At 71.7% G+C, this 14822-nt stretch carries 16 protein-coding genes and 3 tRNA genes; 14 read left to right on the top strand and 5 right to left on the bottom strand.

Going from position 1 to position 14822, the window contains the following annotated elements:
• Positions 1-3: 3 nt before the first annotated feature.
• Positions 4-76 (bottom strand) — tRNA-Gly (locus ACFVYR_RS29435).
• A 186-nt stretch (positions 77-262) separates the two neighbouring features.
• On the opposite strand from ACFVYR_RS29435, the gene ACFVYR_RS29430 reads away from it, so the two are divergent.
• The 3 genes from ACFVYR_RS29430 (at position 263) to ACFVYR_RS29420 (ending at position 3007) form a co-directional block, all read left to right on the top strand.
• The gene (locus ACFVYR_RS29430; protein ID WP_384262664.1) at positions 263-1288 is read left to right on the top strand and encodes a chorismate-binding protein; all 1026 of its coding nucleotides are present in this window, start codon (positions 263-265) and stop codon (positions 1286-1288) included.
• The gene (locus ACFVYR_RS29425; protein ID WP_384262644.1) at positions 1285-2106 is read left to right on the top strand and encodes an aminotransferase class IV; all 822 of its coding nucleotides are present in this window, start codon (positions 1285-1287) and stop codon (positions 2104-2106) included. The genes ACFVYR_RS29430 and ACFVYR_RS29425 overlap by 4 nt, the downstream gene beginning before the upstream one ends.
• A gap of 76 nt (positions 2107-2182) precedes the next feature.
• Positions 2183-3007, top strand: a complete 825-nt coding sequence (locus tag ACFVYR_RS29420) for a GNAT family N-acetyltransferase (RefSeq protein WP_384262647.1) — start codon at positions 2183-2185, stop codon at positions 3005-3007.
• Between the two features lie 21 nt (positions 3008-3028).
• Here the strand turns inward: ACFVYR_RS29420 and ACFVYR_RS29415 are convergent, their stop codons facing one another.
• Positions 3029-3556 (bottom strand): DsbA family protein, encoded by a 528-nt coding sequence (locus ACFVYR_RS29415; protein ID WP_384262649.1) that lies wholly within the window; start codon positions 3554-3556, stop codon positions 3029-3031.
• Positions 3557-3765: 209 nt separating this feature from the next.
• Here ACFVYR_RS29415 and ACFVYR_RS29410 point away from each other — a divergent pair, with 209 nt between their 5' ends.
• Together ACFVYR_RS29410 and ACFVYR_RS29405 are read left to right on the top strand one after the other, a co-directional pair.
• Positions 3766-4212, top strand: a complete 447-nt coding sequence (locus tag ACFVYR_RS29410) for a hypothetical protein (RefSeq protein ID WP_384262652.1) — start codon at positions 3766-3768, stop codon at positions 4210-4212.
• 315 nt (positions 4213-4527) lie between these two features.
• A complete protein-coding gene (locus tag ACFVYR_RS29405) occupies positions 4528-4797 on the top strand; it encodes a hypothetical protein (protein WP_389613128.1) in 270 nt (89 codons plus the stop codon).
• On the opposite strand, the gene ACFVYR_RS29400 is transcribed toward ACFVYR_RS29405, so the two are convergent.
• Together ACFVYR_RS29400 and ACFVYR_RS29395 are read right to left on the bottom strand one after the other, a co-directional pair.
• The gene (locus tag ACFVYR_RS29400; RefSeq protein ID WP_384262666.1) at positions 4794-5387 is read right to left on the bottom strand and encodes a CGNR zinc finger domain-containing protein; all 594 of its coding nucleotides are present in this window, start codon (positions 5385-5387) and stop codon (positions 4794-4796) included. The genes ACFVYR_RS29405 and ACFVYR_RS29400 overlap by 4 nt on opposite strands.
• A 167-nt stretch (positions 5388-5554) precedes the next feature.
• Positions 5555-5968, bottom strand: coding sequence for an SsgA family sporulation/cell division regulator (locus ACFVYR_RS29395; RefSeq protein ID WP_003959770.1), 414 nt, complete (start codon positions 5966-5968; stop codon positions 5555-5557).
• Between the two features lie 191 nt (positions 5969-6159).
• Here ACFVYR_RS29395 and ACFVYR_RS29390 point away from each other — a divergent pair, with 191 nt between their 5' ends.
• The 4 genes from ACFVYR_RS29390 to ACFVYR_RS29375 all read left to right on the top strand — a co-directional run bounded on the left by ACFVYR_RS29390 (position 6160) and on the right by ACFVYR_RS29375 (position 7543).
• Positions 6160-6594: a TIGR02611 family protein gene (locus ACFVYR_RS29390; RefSeq protein ID WP_384262209.1), complete on the top strand. Its 435-nt coding sequence runs from the start codon at positions 6160-6162 to the stop codon at positions 6592-6594.
• Positions 6595-6660: 66 nt separating this feature from the next.
• Positions 6661-6732 (top strand) — tRNA-Val (locus ACFVYR_RS29385).
• Positions 6733-6962: 230 nt separating this feature from the next.
• Complete coding sequence (locus ACFVYR_RS29380) at positions 6963-7409, top strand: SRPBCC family protein (RefSeq protein ID WP_384262206.1); 447 nt, start codon at positions 6963-6965, stop codon at positions 7407-7409.
• 62 nt (positions 7410-7471) lie between these two features.
• Positions 7472-7543: transfer RNA gene (locus ACFVYR_RS29375), tRNA-Val, on the top strand.
• A 127-nt stretch (positions 7544-7670) separates the two neighbouring features.
• Here ACFVYR_RS29375 and ACFVYR_RS29370 read toward each other — a convergent pair.
• Positions 7671-8396: a 3'-5' exonuclease gene (locus ACFVYR_RS29370; RefSeq protein WP_384262205.1), complete on the bottom strand. Its 726-nt coding sequence runs from the start codon at positions 8394-8396 to the stop codon at positions 7671-7673.
• 168 nt (positions 8397-8564) lie between these two features.
• On the opposite strand from ACFVYR_RS29370, the gene ACFVYR_RS29365 reads away from it, so the two are divergent.
• The 5 genes from ACFVYR_RS29365 to ACFVYR_RS29345 all read left to right on the top strand — a co-directional run bounded on the left by ACFVYR_RS29365 (position 8565) and on the right by ACFVYR_RS29345 (position 14739).
• Positions 8565-9131, top strand: coding sequence for a DUF4365 domain-containing protein (locus ACFVYR_RS29365; protein ID WP_384262202.1), 567 nt, complete (start codon positions 8565-8567; stop codon positions 9129-9131).
• Positions 9128-10384, top strand: a complete 1257-nt coding sequence (locus ACFVYR_RS29360) for a hypothetical protein (RefSeq protein WP_384262212.1) — start codon at positions 9128-9130, stop codon at positions 10382-10384. Before ACFVYR_RS29365 ends, ACFVYR_RS29360 begins: the two co-directional genes overlap by 4 nt.
• Before the next feature lie 146 nt (positions 10385-10530).
• Positions 10531-12510: a threonine--tRNA ligase gene (thrS, locus tag ACFVYR_RS29355; protein ID WP_384262199.1), complete on the top strand. Its 1980-nt coding sequence runs from the start codon at positions 10531-10533 to the stop codon at positions 12508-12510.
• Between the two features lie 139 nt (positions 12511-12649).
• Positions 12650-13213: an HIT family protein gene (locus ACFVYR_RS29350; protein ID WP_384262196.1), complete on the top strand. Its 564-nt coding sequence runs from the start codon at positions 12650-12652 to the stop codon at positions 13211-13213.
• Positions 13214-13326: 113 nt separating this feature from the next.
• Positions 13327-14739, top strand: coding sequence for a helix-turn-helix domain-containing protein (locus ACFVYR_RS29345; protein WP_384262193.1), 1413 nt, complete (start codon positions 13327-13329; stop codon positions 14737-14739).
• Positions 14740-14822: the final 83 nt, after the last annotated feature.

Genomic DNA, 14822 nt, shown 5'->3' with positions numbered 1-14822 from the left:
GCGAGCGGACGACCAGGTTCGAACTGGCGACCTCAACCTTGGCAAGGTTGCGCTCTACCAACTGAGCTACGTCCGCTTGTCTTTCCCGGTCCGCTTGCGCGTCCCGGCGACGTGTTGAACTCTAGCGGATTCCTGGGCCAGTACAAAAACGCGTTTGCGCAGCGTGCTGCGCTGTCGCTGGCCAGGGCGGTGCCGGGACACCGGTCATAGACTCAAAGCCGTGCACAACCCCCCTCAGACCCCACCTTCCGCGCTCCCTCCCATGGCGCGCTTCGGCGGCCGCGTGGCCACCGGGCTCCGCGACGTGACCAGCGATCCCGCGGCCCTGGACTCCACCGGCTTCTGGGCGGTCTCCGCGGACTTCGAGGGGGGCCTGGTCTGCGCCCGCTTCGACGACGTGCGCGAGGAGGCCGTGCCCGCCCCCGTCCCCGGCGGGTGGCGCGGCCCCGGCATCGACGCCTGGACGTCGTCCCTCGACCGGGCCGCGTACCTGGAAGGCGTACGCCGGGTGCGGGCGTACATAGCCGCGGGCGAGGTCTACCAGGCCAACCTCTGCCGCGTGCTCTCCGCACCCGTCCCCGCCGATGCCGACGTGGACGCCCTGACCGCACTGCTCGCGCGCGGGAACCCCGCTCCGTACGCCGGGACGATCCGGCTGCCCGGCCACGGCGTCGAGGTGGCCACCGCGTCGCCCGAGCTCTTCCTGCGCCGCGCGGGACGCACGGTGGAGTCGGGTCCCATCAAGGGCACGGGACGGACCGAGGCTGACCTCCTGCAGAAGGACTACGCCGAGAACGTCATGATCGTGGACCTCGTCCGCAACGACCTCGGACGCGTCTGCGCCACCGGCTCGGTGACCGTGCCCGACCTCTGCGTCGTCGAGAAGCACCCCGGCCTCGTCCACCTCGTCTCCACCGTCGCAGGCGAGCTGCGCCCCGGAGCGGGCTGGTCCGAGCTGTTCGGCGCGGCCTTCCCGCCCGGCTCGGTCACCGGCGCCCCGAAGTCCAGCGCCCTGCGGATCATCGGCGAACTGGAGAGGGCGCCCCGCGGCCCGTACTGCGGCGGCATCGGCTGGGTGGACGCCGACCGGGGCACCGGTGAGCTCGCCGTCGGCATCCGCACCTTCTGGATCGACCGGGCCGCGGGCATGCTGCGCTTCGGGACCGGAGCGGGCATCACCTGGGGCTCGGACCCCGAGGGGGAGTGGCGGGAGACCGAGCTGAAGGCCGCGCGGCTGCTGGCGGTAGCGTCGGGGACCTACGCAGCGAGTGGAGGAACCCCAACGTGAAGATATGGCTCAATGGCGGGCTGCAGGACCTCGATTCCGCCCGTGTCTCCGTGCTCGACCACGGCCTCACGGTGGGCGACGGCATCTTCGAGACGGTGAAGTCGGTCGAGGGCGCGCCCTTCGCGCTCACCCGCCACCTGGCCCGCCTCGCGCGCTCGGCGCGCGGTCTCGGGCTGCCCGAGCCGGACCTCGACGAGGTCCGCCGCGCCTGCGAGGCCGTCCTGGCCGCCAATCCGCTCCCGCTCGGACGGCTGCGGATCACCTACACCGGTGGGCTCTCACCGCTCGGCTCGGACCGCGGCGACCAGGGCACCACGCTCGTCGTCGCGCTCGGCGAGGCCCCGCGGCGCCCCGACACCACCGCGGTGATCACGGTCCCCTGGACCCGCAACGAACGCGGCGCGCTGACCGGCCTGAAGACCACCTCGTACGCCGAGAACGTGGTGGCCCTGGCCCGCGCCAGAGAAGCGGGCGCCTCGGAGGCGCTCTTCGCGAACACCGTCGGACAGCTCTGCGAGGGGACCGGGTCCAACGTCTTCGTCGTCCTCGACGGCGAGATCCACACGCCGCCGGTCGCCTCCGGGTGCCTCGCGGGCATCACGCGCGCGCTGACCGTCGAGTGGACGGGCGCGCGCGAGATCGATCTGCCCCTGGACGTCCTGGAGCGGGCCGACGAGGTCTTCCTGACGTCGACGCTGCGCGACGTCCAGGCGGTGCACCGCGTCGACGGGCGCCAACTCGCCGCCACCCCCGGCCCGGTGACCGCCAAGGCGATGCGGATCTTCGAGGAGCGTGCCGCGGACGACCTCGATCCCTGAACCGGTGGGGCCCTCCTTGAAACCCCGGTGAAAACCCCGGTGACGGTGCGGGCGCGGGGCGGGTAGAACGTCAGGGATGACCACGACCCTGCGGCCGACCGGGCCGCTCCAGCAGGGCGCCGACGGCGCCAAGGCGCGCACGTACGACGTCTGCGTGAACAGCCGGCCTGTGGGGTCGATCAGCCTGGCCACGCACGAGACCTTCGGCCCCCGCGTCTGCTGCGTCCGTGACCTGCGGATCGCGGAGCCCGACCGGCGGCGCGGCCGTGGCGTCGTCGCGGCGCTGGCCGCCGAGGAGGTGGCGCGCGGCTGGGGCTGCACGCGCATCGAGGCGGCCGTCCCCGCCACCGCCACCGCGGCGCTGCGGCTCGCCGCGGCCCTCGGATACGTCGAGCGCAGCCGGCAGATGTCGAAGGCGCTCGGCGACGAGGCTCCCGCGCTGCCCGAGGGCACCGGCCGGCGGCCGATGACCGACGCCGAGTACGAGAGGTGGTTGACGCGCACCAAGGAGCGGCACGCGCGCGCCTGGATGGACCGTGGGGTCCCCGAGGCCGAGGCGTACGCCGAGTCCGATGCCGACCACGCCCGCAAACTCCCGCGCGGCCCCGCCACGCCCGACGTCCGGCTCAGCGTCCTCACCCACCACGGCGACGAAGTGGGCACGCTGTGGCTCTCCGTGGCCGACGGCGAGGCGTACGTCTACGACGTCGAGGTCGGCGCGGAGCACCGCGGACACGGGCACGGCCGTTCCCTGATGCTCGTCGCGCAGGAGCAGGCCCGCGCGGCCGGCCGGGACCGCATGGCCCTCAACGTCTTCGCGGACAACGCCCCGGCCCTGCGCCTGTACGAGTCACTGGGGTACGAACCGGCGACGCACTTCCTCTGCAAGCCGCTGCACTAGGGCGGGTCTGGGCGGGTCGGGCTAGCCCGCGTCCGCCGCCAGCAGCCGGTCGATGATCTCCTCGACGCGCTCGCGCAGCCCGTCCTGGCTCTTGCCGCCGTCCAGCCGCTCGCCGTCGACGACGTACGTCGGGGTGCCGGTGACGCCGATCGCCTTGCCCTCGGCCTGGTCGGCGTCGACGATCAGGATGTGCCGCCCGTCGATCAGGGCGGTGTCGAACTCCTCGGCGTCGAGGCCGAGTTCGCGGGCGGTGTCCACCAGATGGGGCTCACCCGCGCGGTCAAGCTCCTCGACCCTGGCGAGCACCGCCTCGACGTAGGGCCACCCCTCGCCCTGCTCGAAGGCCTCCTCGGCGGCCTGGGCGGCGGCGAAGGAGTGCTTGTGCTTCTCGAGGGGGAAGTGCCGCAGGCGCAGCTCGACACGGTCGCCGTAGCGGGCGCGCAGGGCGCGCACGTCGTCGAGGGCGGTACGGCAGTCGGGGCACTGCAGCTCGCACCAGACGTCGAGGACGACGGGGCGGGCGGGGCGGTCGGCGGAGGAGTCGGTCATGGGCACAGTCTTTCAGCCACCTGACCCGCATCCCAACCGGGACGGGCCGCCGGCGCGACCGGCACCTGGGGAGGAGGCCCGACCCCGAGAAGACCCGGAAATGTCCCTGAGGTCCCGCCGGGACATGGCTCCGCGGTGCCCACCCGGTGCAGGATGGAAGGGACGACAGCGTCATTTCCCGACGTACGCCTGCATGCCTGGAGGACCGGATGATTGCCGAGACCGTCTGTTCCGCCGTATCCGCGGCCGGGCTGGGCATTGCCGCGGTCACGGCCTATCGCAAGCGCTTCCTCGCCGCGGCCCGCCTCGCCGCGTACTCCCTGGTGCCGGTGGGCCTGGTGATGACGGGCGTGGTCGGCTGGGCCGCCGATACGGCGTTCAGCCTCAAGGCGTGGGTCGGCTTCGGCGTGCTCGGCGTGGCCTGGCTCATGTTCCTGGGCACGCGCGCGATCGAGCGCCGTACGGGCGGCACCCGCAAGGAGCGCAGGGCCGCCAAGGCCGCGCAGCGCGAGGCGGTGGCCCCCGCGGCGTCGGCGCCCTCACTCGGCGCGAGCACCCGGCAGGCCGCAGGCCGCCCCGCGGCGCAACCGCGGCAGGCCGCCCCCGCGGAGGACTTCAGCGACATCGAGGCGATATTGAAGAAGCACGGCATCTGAAGAAGCACGGCATCTGAAGAAGCACGGCATCTGAAGAAGCACGGCATCTGAAGAAGCACGGCATCCGACGGGACCGCCGCGAGAGAGGCGGCGCCGAGCGCCGTCGTCAACAGGGGCTGCGTTCCATGGTCATGAGCGGCTCCCTCGTTCGAGTGCGGACGGTGCCGTCGAGTCCTGCGGGGACGCGCCGGTGACTCATGGGCGGAACGCCCCGGGCGCTGGACTTTCGCCTGTTCACGGGATCCGGCGAACTGCCGCCTTGACCGGGCGTGTTGGTACGCACGGGTCGCGATGCTGCGTCATCATCACCGCGAGATGCTGGACACCACCACAGAGGGCGATGCCGCCCCGCCGGACGACGGCAGGCAAGCGGCACCGGCCCATGAGCAACGACCTGCCGACGCCGAGCGGCACGGCCCCGACGGCGAAGCGAAGCGGCCCACCGGCGAAGCGGGAGGGCCTACCGGCCACGAGGAACGGCAGGGCTGTCTCTTCGCCCTTTCCCAGCCACCCCTGATGATCTTCCTGGCGGTGATCGGCACTCTGATCCTGCTGGCCTCTCTGCACGACCTGCTGCTGCTCTAGGGGGCACCCTGGGGAGCGCCCTGGGGGCTGCCCTGGCCCGCGGCCTCCCGGCGGCGGGCGCGGTAGGCGGCGACGTGCAGGCGGTTGCCGCAGGTGCGGCTGTCGCAGTAGCGGCGGGAGCGGTTGCGCGAGAGGTCGACGAAGGCGTGTCGGCAGTCCGGGGCCTCGCAGCGCCGCAGCCGTTCCTGCTCACCGGCGACCACGAAGAAGGCCAGGGCCATCCCGCAGTCCGCCGCGAGGTGGTCCGCGACGGACGCGCCGGGCGCGAAGTAGTGGATGTGCCAGTCGTAGCCGTCGTGGTCGGTGAGCCGGGGCGTGGTGCCCGCCGACGCGATCAGCTCGTTGAGGATCGCGGAGGCGGTGCGCGGCTCGGGATGGGCGAAGACCTCCCCGAAGCGGCCGCGGATGCGGTGGACGTCCGCGAGATCCTCGTCCGTGAGCGTCCCGACATCGCTCACGTCGTGGTTCCGCACGAATTCGCCGAGTGCCGCCACGTTCGCGAGCCCGTCCGTGCCGTTCGTCTCCGGTGCGGTGTTCACCAGATCGACCGCGGAGTCGAGAGAACACCGGGTGTCGTGGGTGATCAGCACGATTCGCTCCCTGGCCTGGAGGTAGTGGGGCCTTCCCCGCTCAGGGAGAGCTTGGGGAACGGTGCCCGCCGATGCTGGCCGATGCTAGCGGCTTACCCACGGGACGCACCGGCGCCGTCGCCCCGAGTCGGACGGCGTGGTGCGGTTCTCGACGCGTCCTGTGGCGGCTAGCTCTCGGCCAGGATGTGAGAGAGCTCCGTGTCGAGATCGAAATGGCGGTGTTCCGTGCCGGGTGGCACGGCTGCGTCCGTTCGCTTCAGGAATGATTCCAGGGCCCGCGCCGGGGCCTCGAGCAGAGCCTCGCCCTCAGGTGAGCTCAGGGCGATGCAGACAACGCCCTGACCGTGGCTCCGGGACGGCCAGACTCGGACGTCGCCGGTACCGGTGGGCCGGTGCAGGCCCTCGGCGAGGAGGTCGCGGGCGAACACCCACTCGACGGTTTCCTCGGCTCCGGTGTGGAAGGTGGCGTGCACGGCATAGGGATCGGCCGTGTCATACCGCAGTCCTGCGGGTACAGGCAGTGAGGACTCGCTCGACACAACGAGGCGCAGGTGCAGCTCGCAGCTGACCGTGGTGTTCATAAGCGCCAGGGCCTTTCGCTCAGTGTGCGCTCGGGGATTCGCACGTCGGCGAAATCGACATGCCACCTACGGTGCCGTTGTAAACCCCTCTGAGCGTTTTGCGTGTCTTTAGACGCCCTGTATGGCGGCTTGTCCCACCCATCCGTGCGCCCATTCCGGTGACGGGTTTCCGTCCGGTAGGGTTTGGCCGCATGAATACGGAGAGTAACGACCCGGCGGGGGTCACGGATCCGACCGCCGTAGTCAAGCCCGAACAGCCGCTCGGCTCTCGGGCGCCGGAGTTCATCCAGGCCCGCCGGGCGCTGCACCTGAGCTGGCAGGTGGGCGTCTTCGTCGTGGGCCTCGCGGTCGTCGTCGCGGGCATCATCATGCTGCCCCTGCCGGGCCCGGGCTGGCTGGTGATCTTCGGCGGCATGGCCATATGGGCGACCGAGTTCGTCTGGGCCCAGCTGGTGCTCCGCTGGACGAAGCGCAAGGTCACCGAGGCCGCTCAGCGCGCGCTCGACCCCAAGGTGCGGCGCCGGAACATCATCCTGACGACCATCGGCCTCGTGATCATCGCGGTGCTCGTCGCGGTCTACGTGTGGAAGTTCGGCATCACCATGCCGTGGAAGATCAAGGAGTGACCGACGGGTGGTTCGCAGGCGGTCGGGAGCACCCGCTGACATGCGGTAATGTTCTCCGTGCGCCCGGGGCGATTAGCTCAGTGGGAGAGCGCTTCGTTCACACCGAAGAGGTCACTGGTTCGAACCCAGTATCGCCCACCCCGGATTACGGCCCGGAGGCTTTTTTAGCCTCCGGGCCGTTCTCGTATTCCCGCGCTCTATTAGGGAATTGACGGGTCCACATGTCGGGCCCATGGCGGGTCCGGCCGACCGGCCCCGGAATCAGTGCATTCGGTCGAGCGCATTCCGCAACCGGCGTGAGGGGCGCGGTCCTTGAACCCCGCCCGGCGGTGCCCGGCCGAATCCCGTACTTCCGGCAGACTGCCCCCATGGACTGGTGCCACTACCGCTTCCGCAGCGTCTGGGATCTGCCCGGCGCGCCCGCCGACGTGTACGCCGCCCTGGAGCGCGTGGAGGACTATCCGCTGTGGTGGCCGCAGGTGCGCGAGGTGACACCGGTCGACGACGTCAGTGGCGTCGCCCGCTTCCGGTCCTTCCTCCCGTACGACCTCGTCGTCACCGCCCGGGAGCGGCGCCGCGACCCCGCCGCCGGGATCCTCGAGATCGACATGAGCGGGGATCTGGAGGGGTGGGCGCGCTGGACCGTGCGGGCCGCACCCGGCGGGGCGCGGGCCCGCTACGACCAGGAGGTCGTCGTGCGCAGGCGGTTGATGCGCCGCCTCGCCGTCCCCGGGCGCCCGCTCTTCCTGCTCAACCACGCACTGATGATGCGCGCCGGACGGCGGGGTCTCGCCGGCCGTCTCGCGGCGGCTTGAAGGGCCGTACCGAAGCGGTTTGAAGGAAGGGCGCCCGGACCTGTATTGTTCGATGCGTTCCCGGGCGATTAGCTCAGTGGGAGAGCGCTTCGTTCACACCGAAGAGGTCACTGGTTCGAACCCAGTATCGCCCACCCGGAGAATGCCGGTCCGTCACCAGACGGACCGGTTTTTTCATGCCGTGATCGTCTCGCGGCGGGCTCGCCGCCCCGGTCCGCGCCATCCTGCCCCGGCGCACCCCGGCGCGCGTGCCGTCGACGCTCAGGCAGCCGCCGAGAGTTCGGGCCGCAGCGGCCACGCGGGATCCACCGTCTCCGGTTCACCGCTCTTCGCGAACCACGCCTGCAGGCCGCGCGCCTGCGCCGCGTGCCAGACCGCCTGCAGCGTGTGCAGCTCGGCCGGCGAGAGACGCTCCAGACGCGTCGCGAAACGCCTTCCCACCGCGCGGACCACGTCGAGGGCGGCCTGTGCGTCCGCCGCCGCGTCGTGCGCGTCCGCGAGCTCCACCTCGTACTGCGCGCACAGATCGGTGAGGGTGCGGCGGCCCTTGCGGTAGCGGTCCAGATGTTTGTCCAGGACGCGGGGGTCGATCACGCAGAGCGGCGAGCCCTCCATGTAGCGGCTCAGCGAAGAGTTGCGATGCCTGCGCAACTCCCGGTCCAGGATGGTCAGGTCGAACGGCGCGTTCATCACCACGATCGGCCGGCCCGCCGCGCTCTGCTCGGCCAGATCGCGCGCTATCTCCTCCATCACCGGCGACGGCCAGCGGCCGGTGCGCTGCAGATGATCCTCCGTCAGTCCGTGTATCGCGGTGGCGGCCTCGGGCACCGGAACGCCCGGATTCACCAGCCAGCGGGTGATGCGCGGCCGGGTGCCCGCGCCTTGCTGGACGACGACGGCGGCCGACACGATGCGGTCGGTCTCGACGTCGACGCCCGTGGTCTCCGTGTCGAATGCGGCCAAGGGGCCCTCGTACCAGCACGTCATGGTGACGCAACTCCTCGATCAGTTCCGGCAGATGACGTTCGGTCCCCTGCCCACGCTGGTGATACCCGGGCCGTTTGCGCTGTACGCAGCCCGGAGACAACAGAGGTACGGGACCTCGCAACCGACGCCCCGAGCACAGAACTACCCGGTTCGGAAGGCAAGTTGGACATGGCGCTCGCGCAGCCCGAACAGGGTGGGCTGCTGCCCGAGCGGATCGCACCGCCGCGCGGCACACTCGCCACCACCGCCTGTATGGAGACCCTTCAGGTGGGCTACCTGCACGCCGTCGCGGCGGCCGCGGGATGCTCGCTCTCCCAGCCCTTCCCGGACAACGGCATCGACTGGCACGTCAGCCACAGCGCCCCCGGGCACACGGTCGACGACGAGGTCACCATCAAGGTCCAGCTCAAGTGCACGTATCAGATACCGCCGAACCCGGCCGGGCCCGCCTTCTCCTTCACGCTCGACAACGCGCACCTGGTGAAGCTCGCCCGCACACCCGTCTCGGTCCACAAGATCCTGGTCGTGATGGTCGTGCCGCGCTCCCGGGACGACTGGCTGCGCGCCGGGCACGACCGGCTCGACCTGCGGCACTGCTGCTACTGGACCAACCTCGCCGGGCACCCCGTGACCGGCCGGCGCAGGACCACCGTGCGCGTCCCGACCTCACGGATCTTCGACGACCGCGCGCTCTGCGAGATCATGACGCGCGTCGGGACGGGAGGAAGACCCTGATGCACCGCTCCTTCGAGCACGACGAGCCCCGGCCTGCTCCCCGCCCGCATCCCGTCCCGCCCCCTGCCCCGGCCGACGGCCAGTGGCCGCGGACGCCCGAGCCCACCCCCGTCGACCCCGCCCTCGTCGACCCCGTGGTGCTCGGCGCCCTGCTGGCCCGGCACGGCTGGCAACGCCGCGGCGGCGCCCCCGGACGGTACGCCCGGTGGACACCGCCGGGCCCCGGCGGCGCGGGCACCAGCCTGCTCGTGCCCGAGAGCCGGGCCTTCCCCGACTGCGAGGACCTGATCGGCGAGGCCCTCGTCGCGCTCTCCCGCAGCGTGTCGCCCGCCGCACGCGACGTGCTCGTCGGACTCGCCGTGCCCAGCGACGAGATCCACTGGTGGCGCGACGTACCGGTGGGGCCGGCGGACACCGCGACCTGGCCGGCGGAGGAACAACTGCGCTCCGCCGCACGGCAGATGCTGCTCGCCGGGGCACTCGCCGCGCGCGGCCGGGCCGGGTACTACGGCGCACGGCACCGCCGCCCCGCCGCCACCTCGCTGGAGAACGTCCTGGTGGGGCCCGCCACGGGTGGCCGACGCCTCACCGCCTTCGTGCCCGTCGTGCCCGGCCGCCCGCTCGCGGTCCGGCTGCACCAGGCGCTGTACGCGGCCCGGGAGGCCGTCGACTACCGGCGTGCCACCGGCGGCATGGACGCCTTCGACGGCGCGGTCGAGGCGGGCGTCAGCCATGAGCTGACCGAGGCGCTCGTCGCGCTGGTGCGCGGCACCGAGGGGGCGCGCGTCGCGGTGGAGTGGGCGCCGGGCGCCGGGGTGCCCGAGGGGTGCGCGGTGCGCGCCGAGCCCGTCGAGTTCTCGCCGGGCGACCTGGCCGTACTGCGTGAGGCGGGCGCCCGGTACCTGCGTGACGAGCCGTCGGTGCCGGTGCGGATCACCGGCGCCGTGGTGCGGATGCGGCGCTCGGCGGCGCGCGGGGACGGTGCCGTACGGATCCGGGTGATCGCGGGCGCCGACGTGCCGCACGTGCGGATGACCCTGGACGAGGAGGCGTACCGCATCGCGGGCCACGCGCACCTGGTCGGGCTGCCGATCCGGGTGCACGGCAGACTGGAGAGCCGGGGCGGCTTCCGCAGGCTCACCGGGGCGAGCGGCGTGGTGCCGGTGCAGGTGGACGACGCGGAGCGCGACCGGCTGATGAAGTCGCTCCAGGAGAACCTCGACTTCTTCGAGGGGGCGTGCGACGCGGAGTGAGCCGGCTCACGGGGAGCGCCGGGTCGCGGGGGTCGCGTACGAGGGCCCGGGACAATCGTTTCGCGGCGAGGGCCCCCGGCTCGGTACGATCGCTCTTGCGTGCGCGACGGAACAGCGCCGCATCCCCTTTCAGGTAGGAGAGACCGGTGTCAGACGTCCGTGTGATCATCCAACGCGATTCCGAGCGGGAAGAGCGCGTGGTGACGCCGGGCACTACGGCCGCCGAGCTCTTCCCCGGTGAGCGCACCGTCGTCGCCGCCCGCGTGGCCGGCGAGCTGAAGGACCTGGCGTACGCCGTGGCCGACGGCGACGAGGTCGAGCCCGTCGAGATCTCCTCCGAGGACGGCCTGAACATCCTGCGCCACTCGACCGCGCACGTCATGGCGCAGGCCGTGCAGGAGCTGTTCCCCGAGGCCAAGCTGGGCATCGGCCCGCCCATCCGGGACGGCTTCTACTACGACTTCGACGTCAAGGAGCCCTTCACCCCGGAGGACCTCAAGCGCGTCGAGAAGAAGATGCAGGAGATCCAGAAGCGGGGGCAGAAGTTCTCGCGCCGCGTCACCACCGACGAGGACGCCCGCGTCGAGCTCGCCGACGAGCCGTACAAGCTGGAGCTCATCGGCCTCAAGGGCAACGCCGCGCAGGCCGCCGACGGCGCCGACGCGGAGGTGGGCGCGGGCGAGCTCACCATCTACGACAACCTCGACCCGAAGACCGGCGACCTGTGCTGGAAGGACCTCTGCCGAGGCCCGCACCTGCCCTCCACCCGCGTCATCCCCGCGTTCAAGCTGATGCGCTCCGCCGCCGCGTACTGGCGCGGCAGCGAGAAGAACCCGCAGCTCCAGCGCATCTACGGCACCGCGTGGCCCTCGAAGGACGAGCTGAAGGCGCACCTGGAGTTCCTCGCCGAGGCCGAGAAGCGCGACCACAGGAAGCTCGGCTCCGAGCTGGACCTCTTCTCCTTCCCCGAGGAGCTCGGCCCGGGTCTCGCGGTCTTCCACCCCAAGGGCGGCGTGATCCGCAAGGTCATGGAGGACTACTCGCGGCGCCGTCACGAGGTCTCCGGCTACGAGTTCGTGAACACCCCGCACATCTCGAAGGAGAAGCTCTTCGAGATCTCGGGGCACCTGCCGCACTACGCGGAGGGCATGTTCCCGCCCATCGAGTTCGACGAGCAGAACTACCGCCTCAAGGCGATGAACTGCCCGATGCACAACCTGATCTTCAAGTCGCGCGGCCGCTCCTACCGCGAACTGCCGCTGCGCCTCTTCGAGTTCGGCACCGTGTACCGGTACGAGAAGTCCGGCGTCGTGCACGGCCTGACCCGCTCGCGCGGCTTCACGCAGGACGACTCGCACATCTACTGCACCAAGGACCAGATGCCGCAGGAGCTCGACACGCTCCTGACCTTCGTCCTCGACCTGCTGCGGGACTACGGCCTGACCGAGTTCGAGCTGGAGCTGTCGACCCGCGACGAGTCCGACAAGTTCATCGGCACGGACGAGGACTGGGCGGAGGCCACCGAGGCGCTGCGGCTCGCCGCCGAGAAGCAGAACCTGCCGCTGGTGCCGGACCCGGGCGGGGCCGCCTACTACGGGCCGAAGATCTCCGTCCAGGCCAAGGACGCCATCGGCCGGTCCTGGCAGATGTCGACCATCCAGGTCGACTTCAACCAGCCCAAGCGGTTCAACCTGGAGTACACGGCCGCGGACGGTTCGCGCCAGCAGCCGGTCATGATCCACCGCGCGCTGTTCGGCTCCATCGAGCGGTTCTTCGGAGTGCTCCTTGAGCACTACGCGGGCGCCTTCCCGGCGTGGCTCGCGCCGGTGCAGGCCGTCGGCATCCCGATCGGTGACGGGCACGTGGACTACCTCCAGGAGTTCGCCGAGAAGGCGCGTGCCCAGGGGCTGCGGGTCGAGGTCGACGCGTCGTCCGACCGGATGCAGAAGAAGATCCGCAACCAGCAGAAGGCCAAGGTGCCCTTCATGGTCATCGCGGGCGACGAGGACATGAGCAACGGTTCGGTGTCCTTCCGCTACCGCGACGGCTCGCAGGAGAACGGCATCCCCGTCGACGAGGCCATCGCGAAGATCGCGAAGGTCGTCGAGGAGCGGTCGCAGGTCTGACCGGCTCCCGCACCGCCGCGCGAGAGGCCCCCGGGGTGTTCCCCGGGGGCCTCTCGGCGGTAGCCGATCATCGGCCGGGTCTCGGCGCGGTGGGCGCCGGTGTCCGCCCCGGCGACACGGTACGAACGGGCGAAGTCATATGCTGCATCTCATGACGAGTGAGCCGGAGCAGCAGATCGGAGTCGGCACGCAGGACGCCTTCCAGCGCCTGTGGACGCCCCACCGGATGGCGTACATCCAGGGCGAGAACAAGCCCACGGGCCCAGGGGCCGACGACGGCTGCCCGTTCTGCTCCATCCCGGCCAAGTCCGACGAGGACGGCCTGGTGATCGCGCGCGGCGAGCAGGTGTACGCGGTGCTCAACCTCTACCCGTACAACGGCGGCCACCTGATGGTCGTGCCCTACCGGCACGTCGCCGACTACACCGACCTGACCGCGGCCGAGACCGCCGAGCTGGGCGAGCTCACCAAGCAGGCGATGACGGCGCTGCGCACCGCGTCCGGCGCGCACGGCTTCAACATCGGCATGAACCAGGGGGCCGTGGCCGGCGCGGGCATCGCGGCCCACCTGCACCAGCACATCGTCCCGCGCTGGGGCGGCGACACGAACTTCATGCCGGTGGTGGGGCACACCAAGGTGCTGCCGCAGCTGCTCGGCGACACCCGGAAGATGCTCGCCGACGTCTGGCCCGCGGGCGGCTGACCGGCGCGGCGACGCCGTTGCATAACACCAACCCCCCTATGCAGAAGGAGAGTTGGAAGCAGTAGCCCCACCTGCCACACTCGCTTCACGGAGTGCCCGGTCAGGGAGGGGCCATGTCCGTCGGCATGTCACAGGCGGCCGACCCGGGGTGGGCGGAGTTCGGGCGGCAGTTGCGCCTGCTCCGTCGGCGGGCCGGACTCACCCAGCTGCAGCTCGGCAGGAGGGTGGGCTACCACCACAGCTTCATCAGCAGGCTTGAGGGCGGGCTGCGGGAACCGCCCTTCGACCTGGTGAACCGGCTCGACGCCGTCCTGGGGGCCGGCGGATCGCTCGCCGCCGCCGTCGCCGCGCGGTCTCCTTCGCCGTGCGGGCCCGGCCCACGTCTGACGGCGCCCACGCTGTTCTCCCCGATCCCCGGGGCGGACACCCCCGGTGAAGAGGCCCCGCTGACCGCGCAGCCGTGGCCGGCGCGGCTGCCCGCCGAGGGCCTGGCCTGCCCGCTGCACGGCAGGATTGGGTGCGCGACGCCCGACCGGAGTTCGGTGACGGACCTGCTGAGCGGGCTGAGCAGGCCGTACGACCGCCCCGGCGAGACGGTCGGCGCGGAGGCGGAGCTGCTGCACTGCTTGACCGCCGTGCTCGCCTCGCTGATCCGTGAGACGTTCCTCCACGCAACCGACGCGTGCGCCCACATCGTGGAACGGCTGCTGCGCGGCGTGGCCCGCTGGGCCGAAGCGGTCAACTCCACGGGCCGGCTGCCGTACGGCCAGCTGCGGCTCGCCGCCCAGTACGCCCAGGTCGCAGGGCAGCTGCGGATGGAGCGCGGGCAGAGCGGCGTCGCCATGGCCTGGTTCGGGCACGGCCTGCGGTGGGCGGACGCCGCCCAGGACGCCGAGGCCCGGGCGACCCTCCTCAGTGACATGTCCACCCTGGTCCGGCTCGACGGGGACGCCGCGTCGATGCTCGTGTACGCGGAGGCCATCGGGGCGGTGGACCCCAAGCGGCGCTGGATGACGACCCTGGCCGACCTGTACCAGGCGCGCGCGTACGCGCTGAGCCACGACGCAGCGGCGTGCCGGCGGCACATCTCGATGGCGCGGCGCAGGTTCGCGCGCCTCGACGACCGCGACCGCCTCGAAGCGCCCTGGCTCTGCGGCGCGGAGGGCGTACTGCGCATCGAGTCGGCTATCGGCGGGGCGCTGCGCGACCTCGCGGTGGCGACGGGGGACCGGGCGGTGGCCCGGCGCGCGATCGAGGCCACCGCGAGGTCCTACGCACTGCTGCCGCCCGTCATGCGTTCCACGCGCCTGCTGCTCACCCTGCGCCTCGCGGACAGCTGGGCGTGCGCCGGTGATCCCCTCGCGGCGGTCGCCCTGGCGCGGCCCGTCCTGGAGGAGGCGGTGTGCGCACGGGAGCTGATGATCACTGCCGAGTTGCGCGGACTGCACGGCCGGCTCGCCGGGCACTGGGGCGATCTGCCGGAGGTCCGGGAGTACCGGGAGCGGCTGCGGGCGGTGTCGGAGTGAGCCGGAGTGCGGTGCCACCGGTCCCGCCGCGCTTGCCAGTTCTTGCCGGGGCGTACCGGAGGCCCGGAATCCATTGACCGGGG

The organism is Streptomyces sp. NPDC058284 (genome assembly GCF_042881135.1).
Taxonomy (GTDB): Bacteria; Actinomycetota; Actinomycetes; order Streptomycetales; family Streptomycetaceae; genus Streptomyces.
The sequence above is the reverse complement of the archived record's forward strand: the minus strand, read 5'-3'. Positions and strand labels throughout refer to the sequence as shown.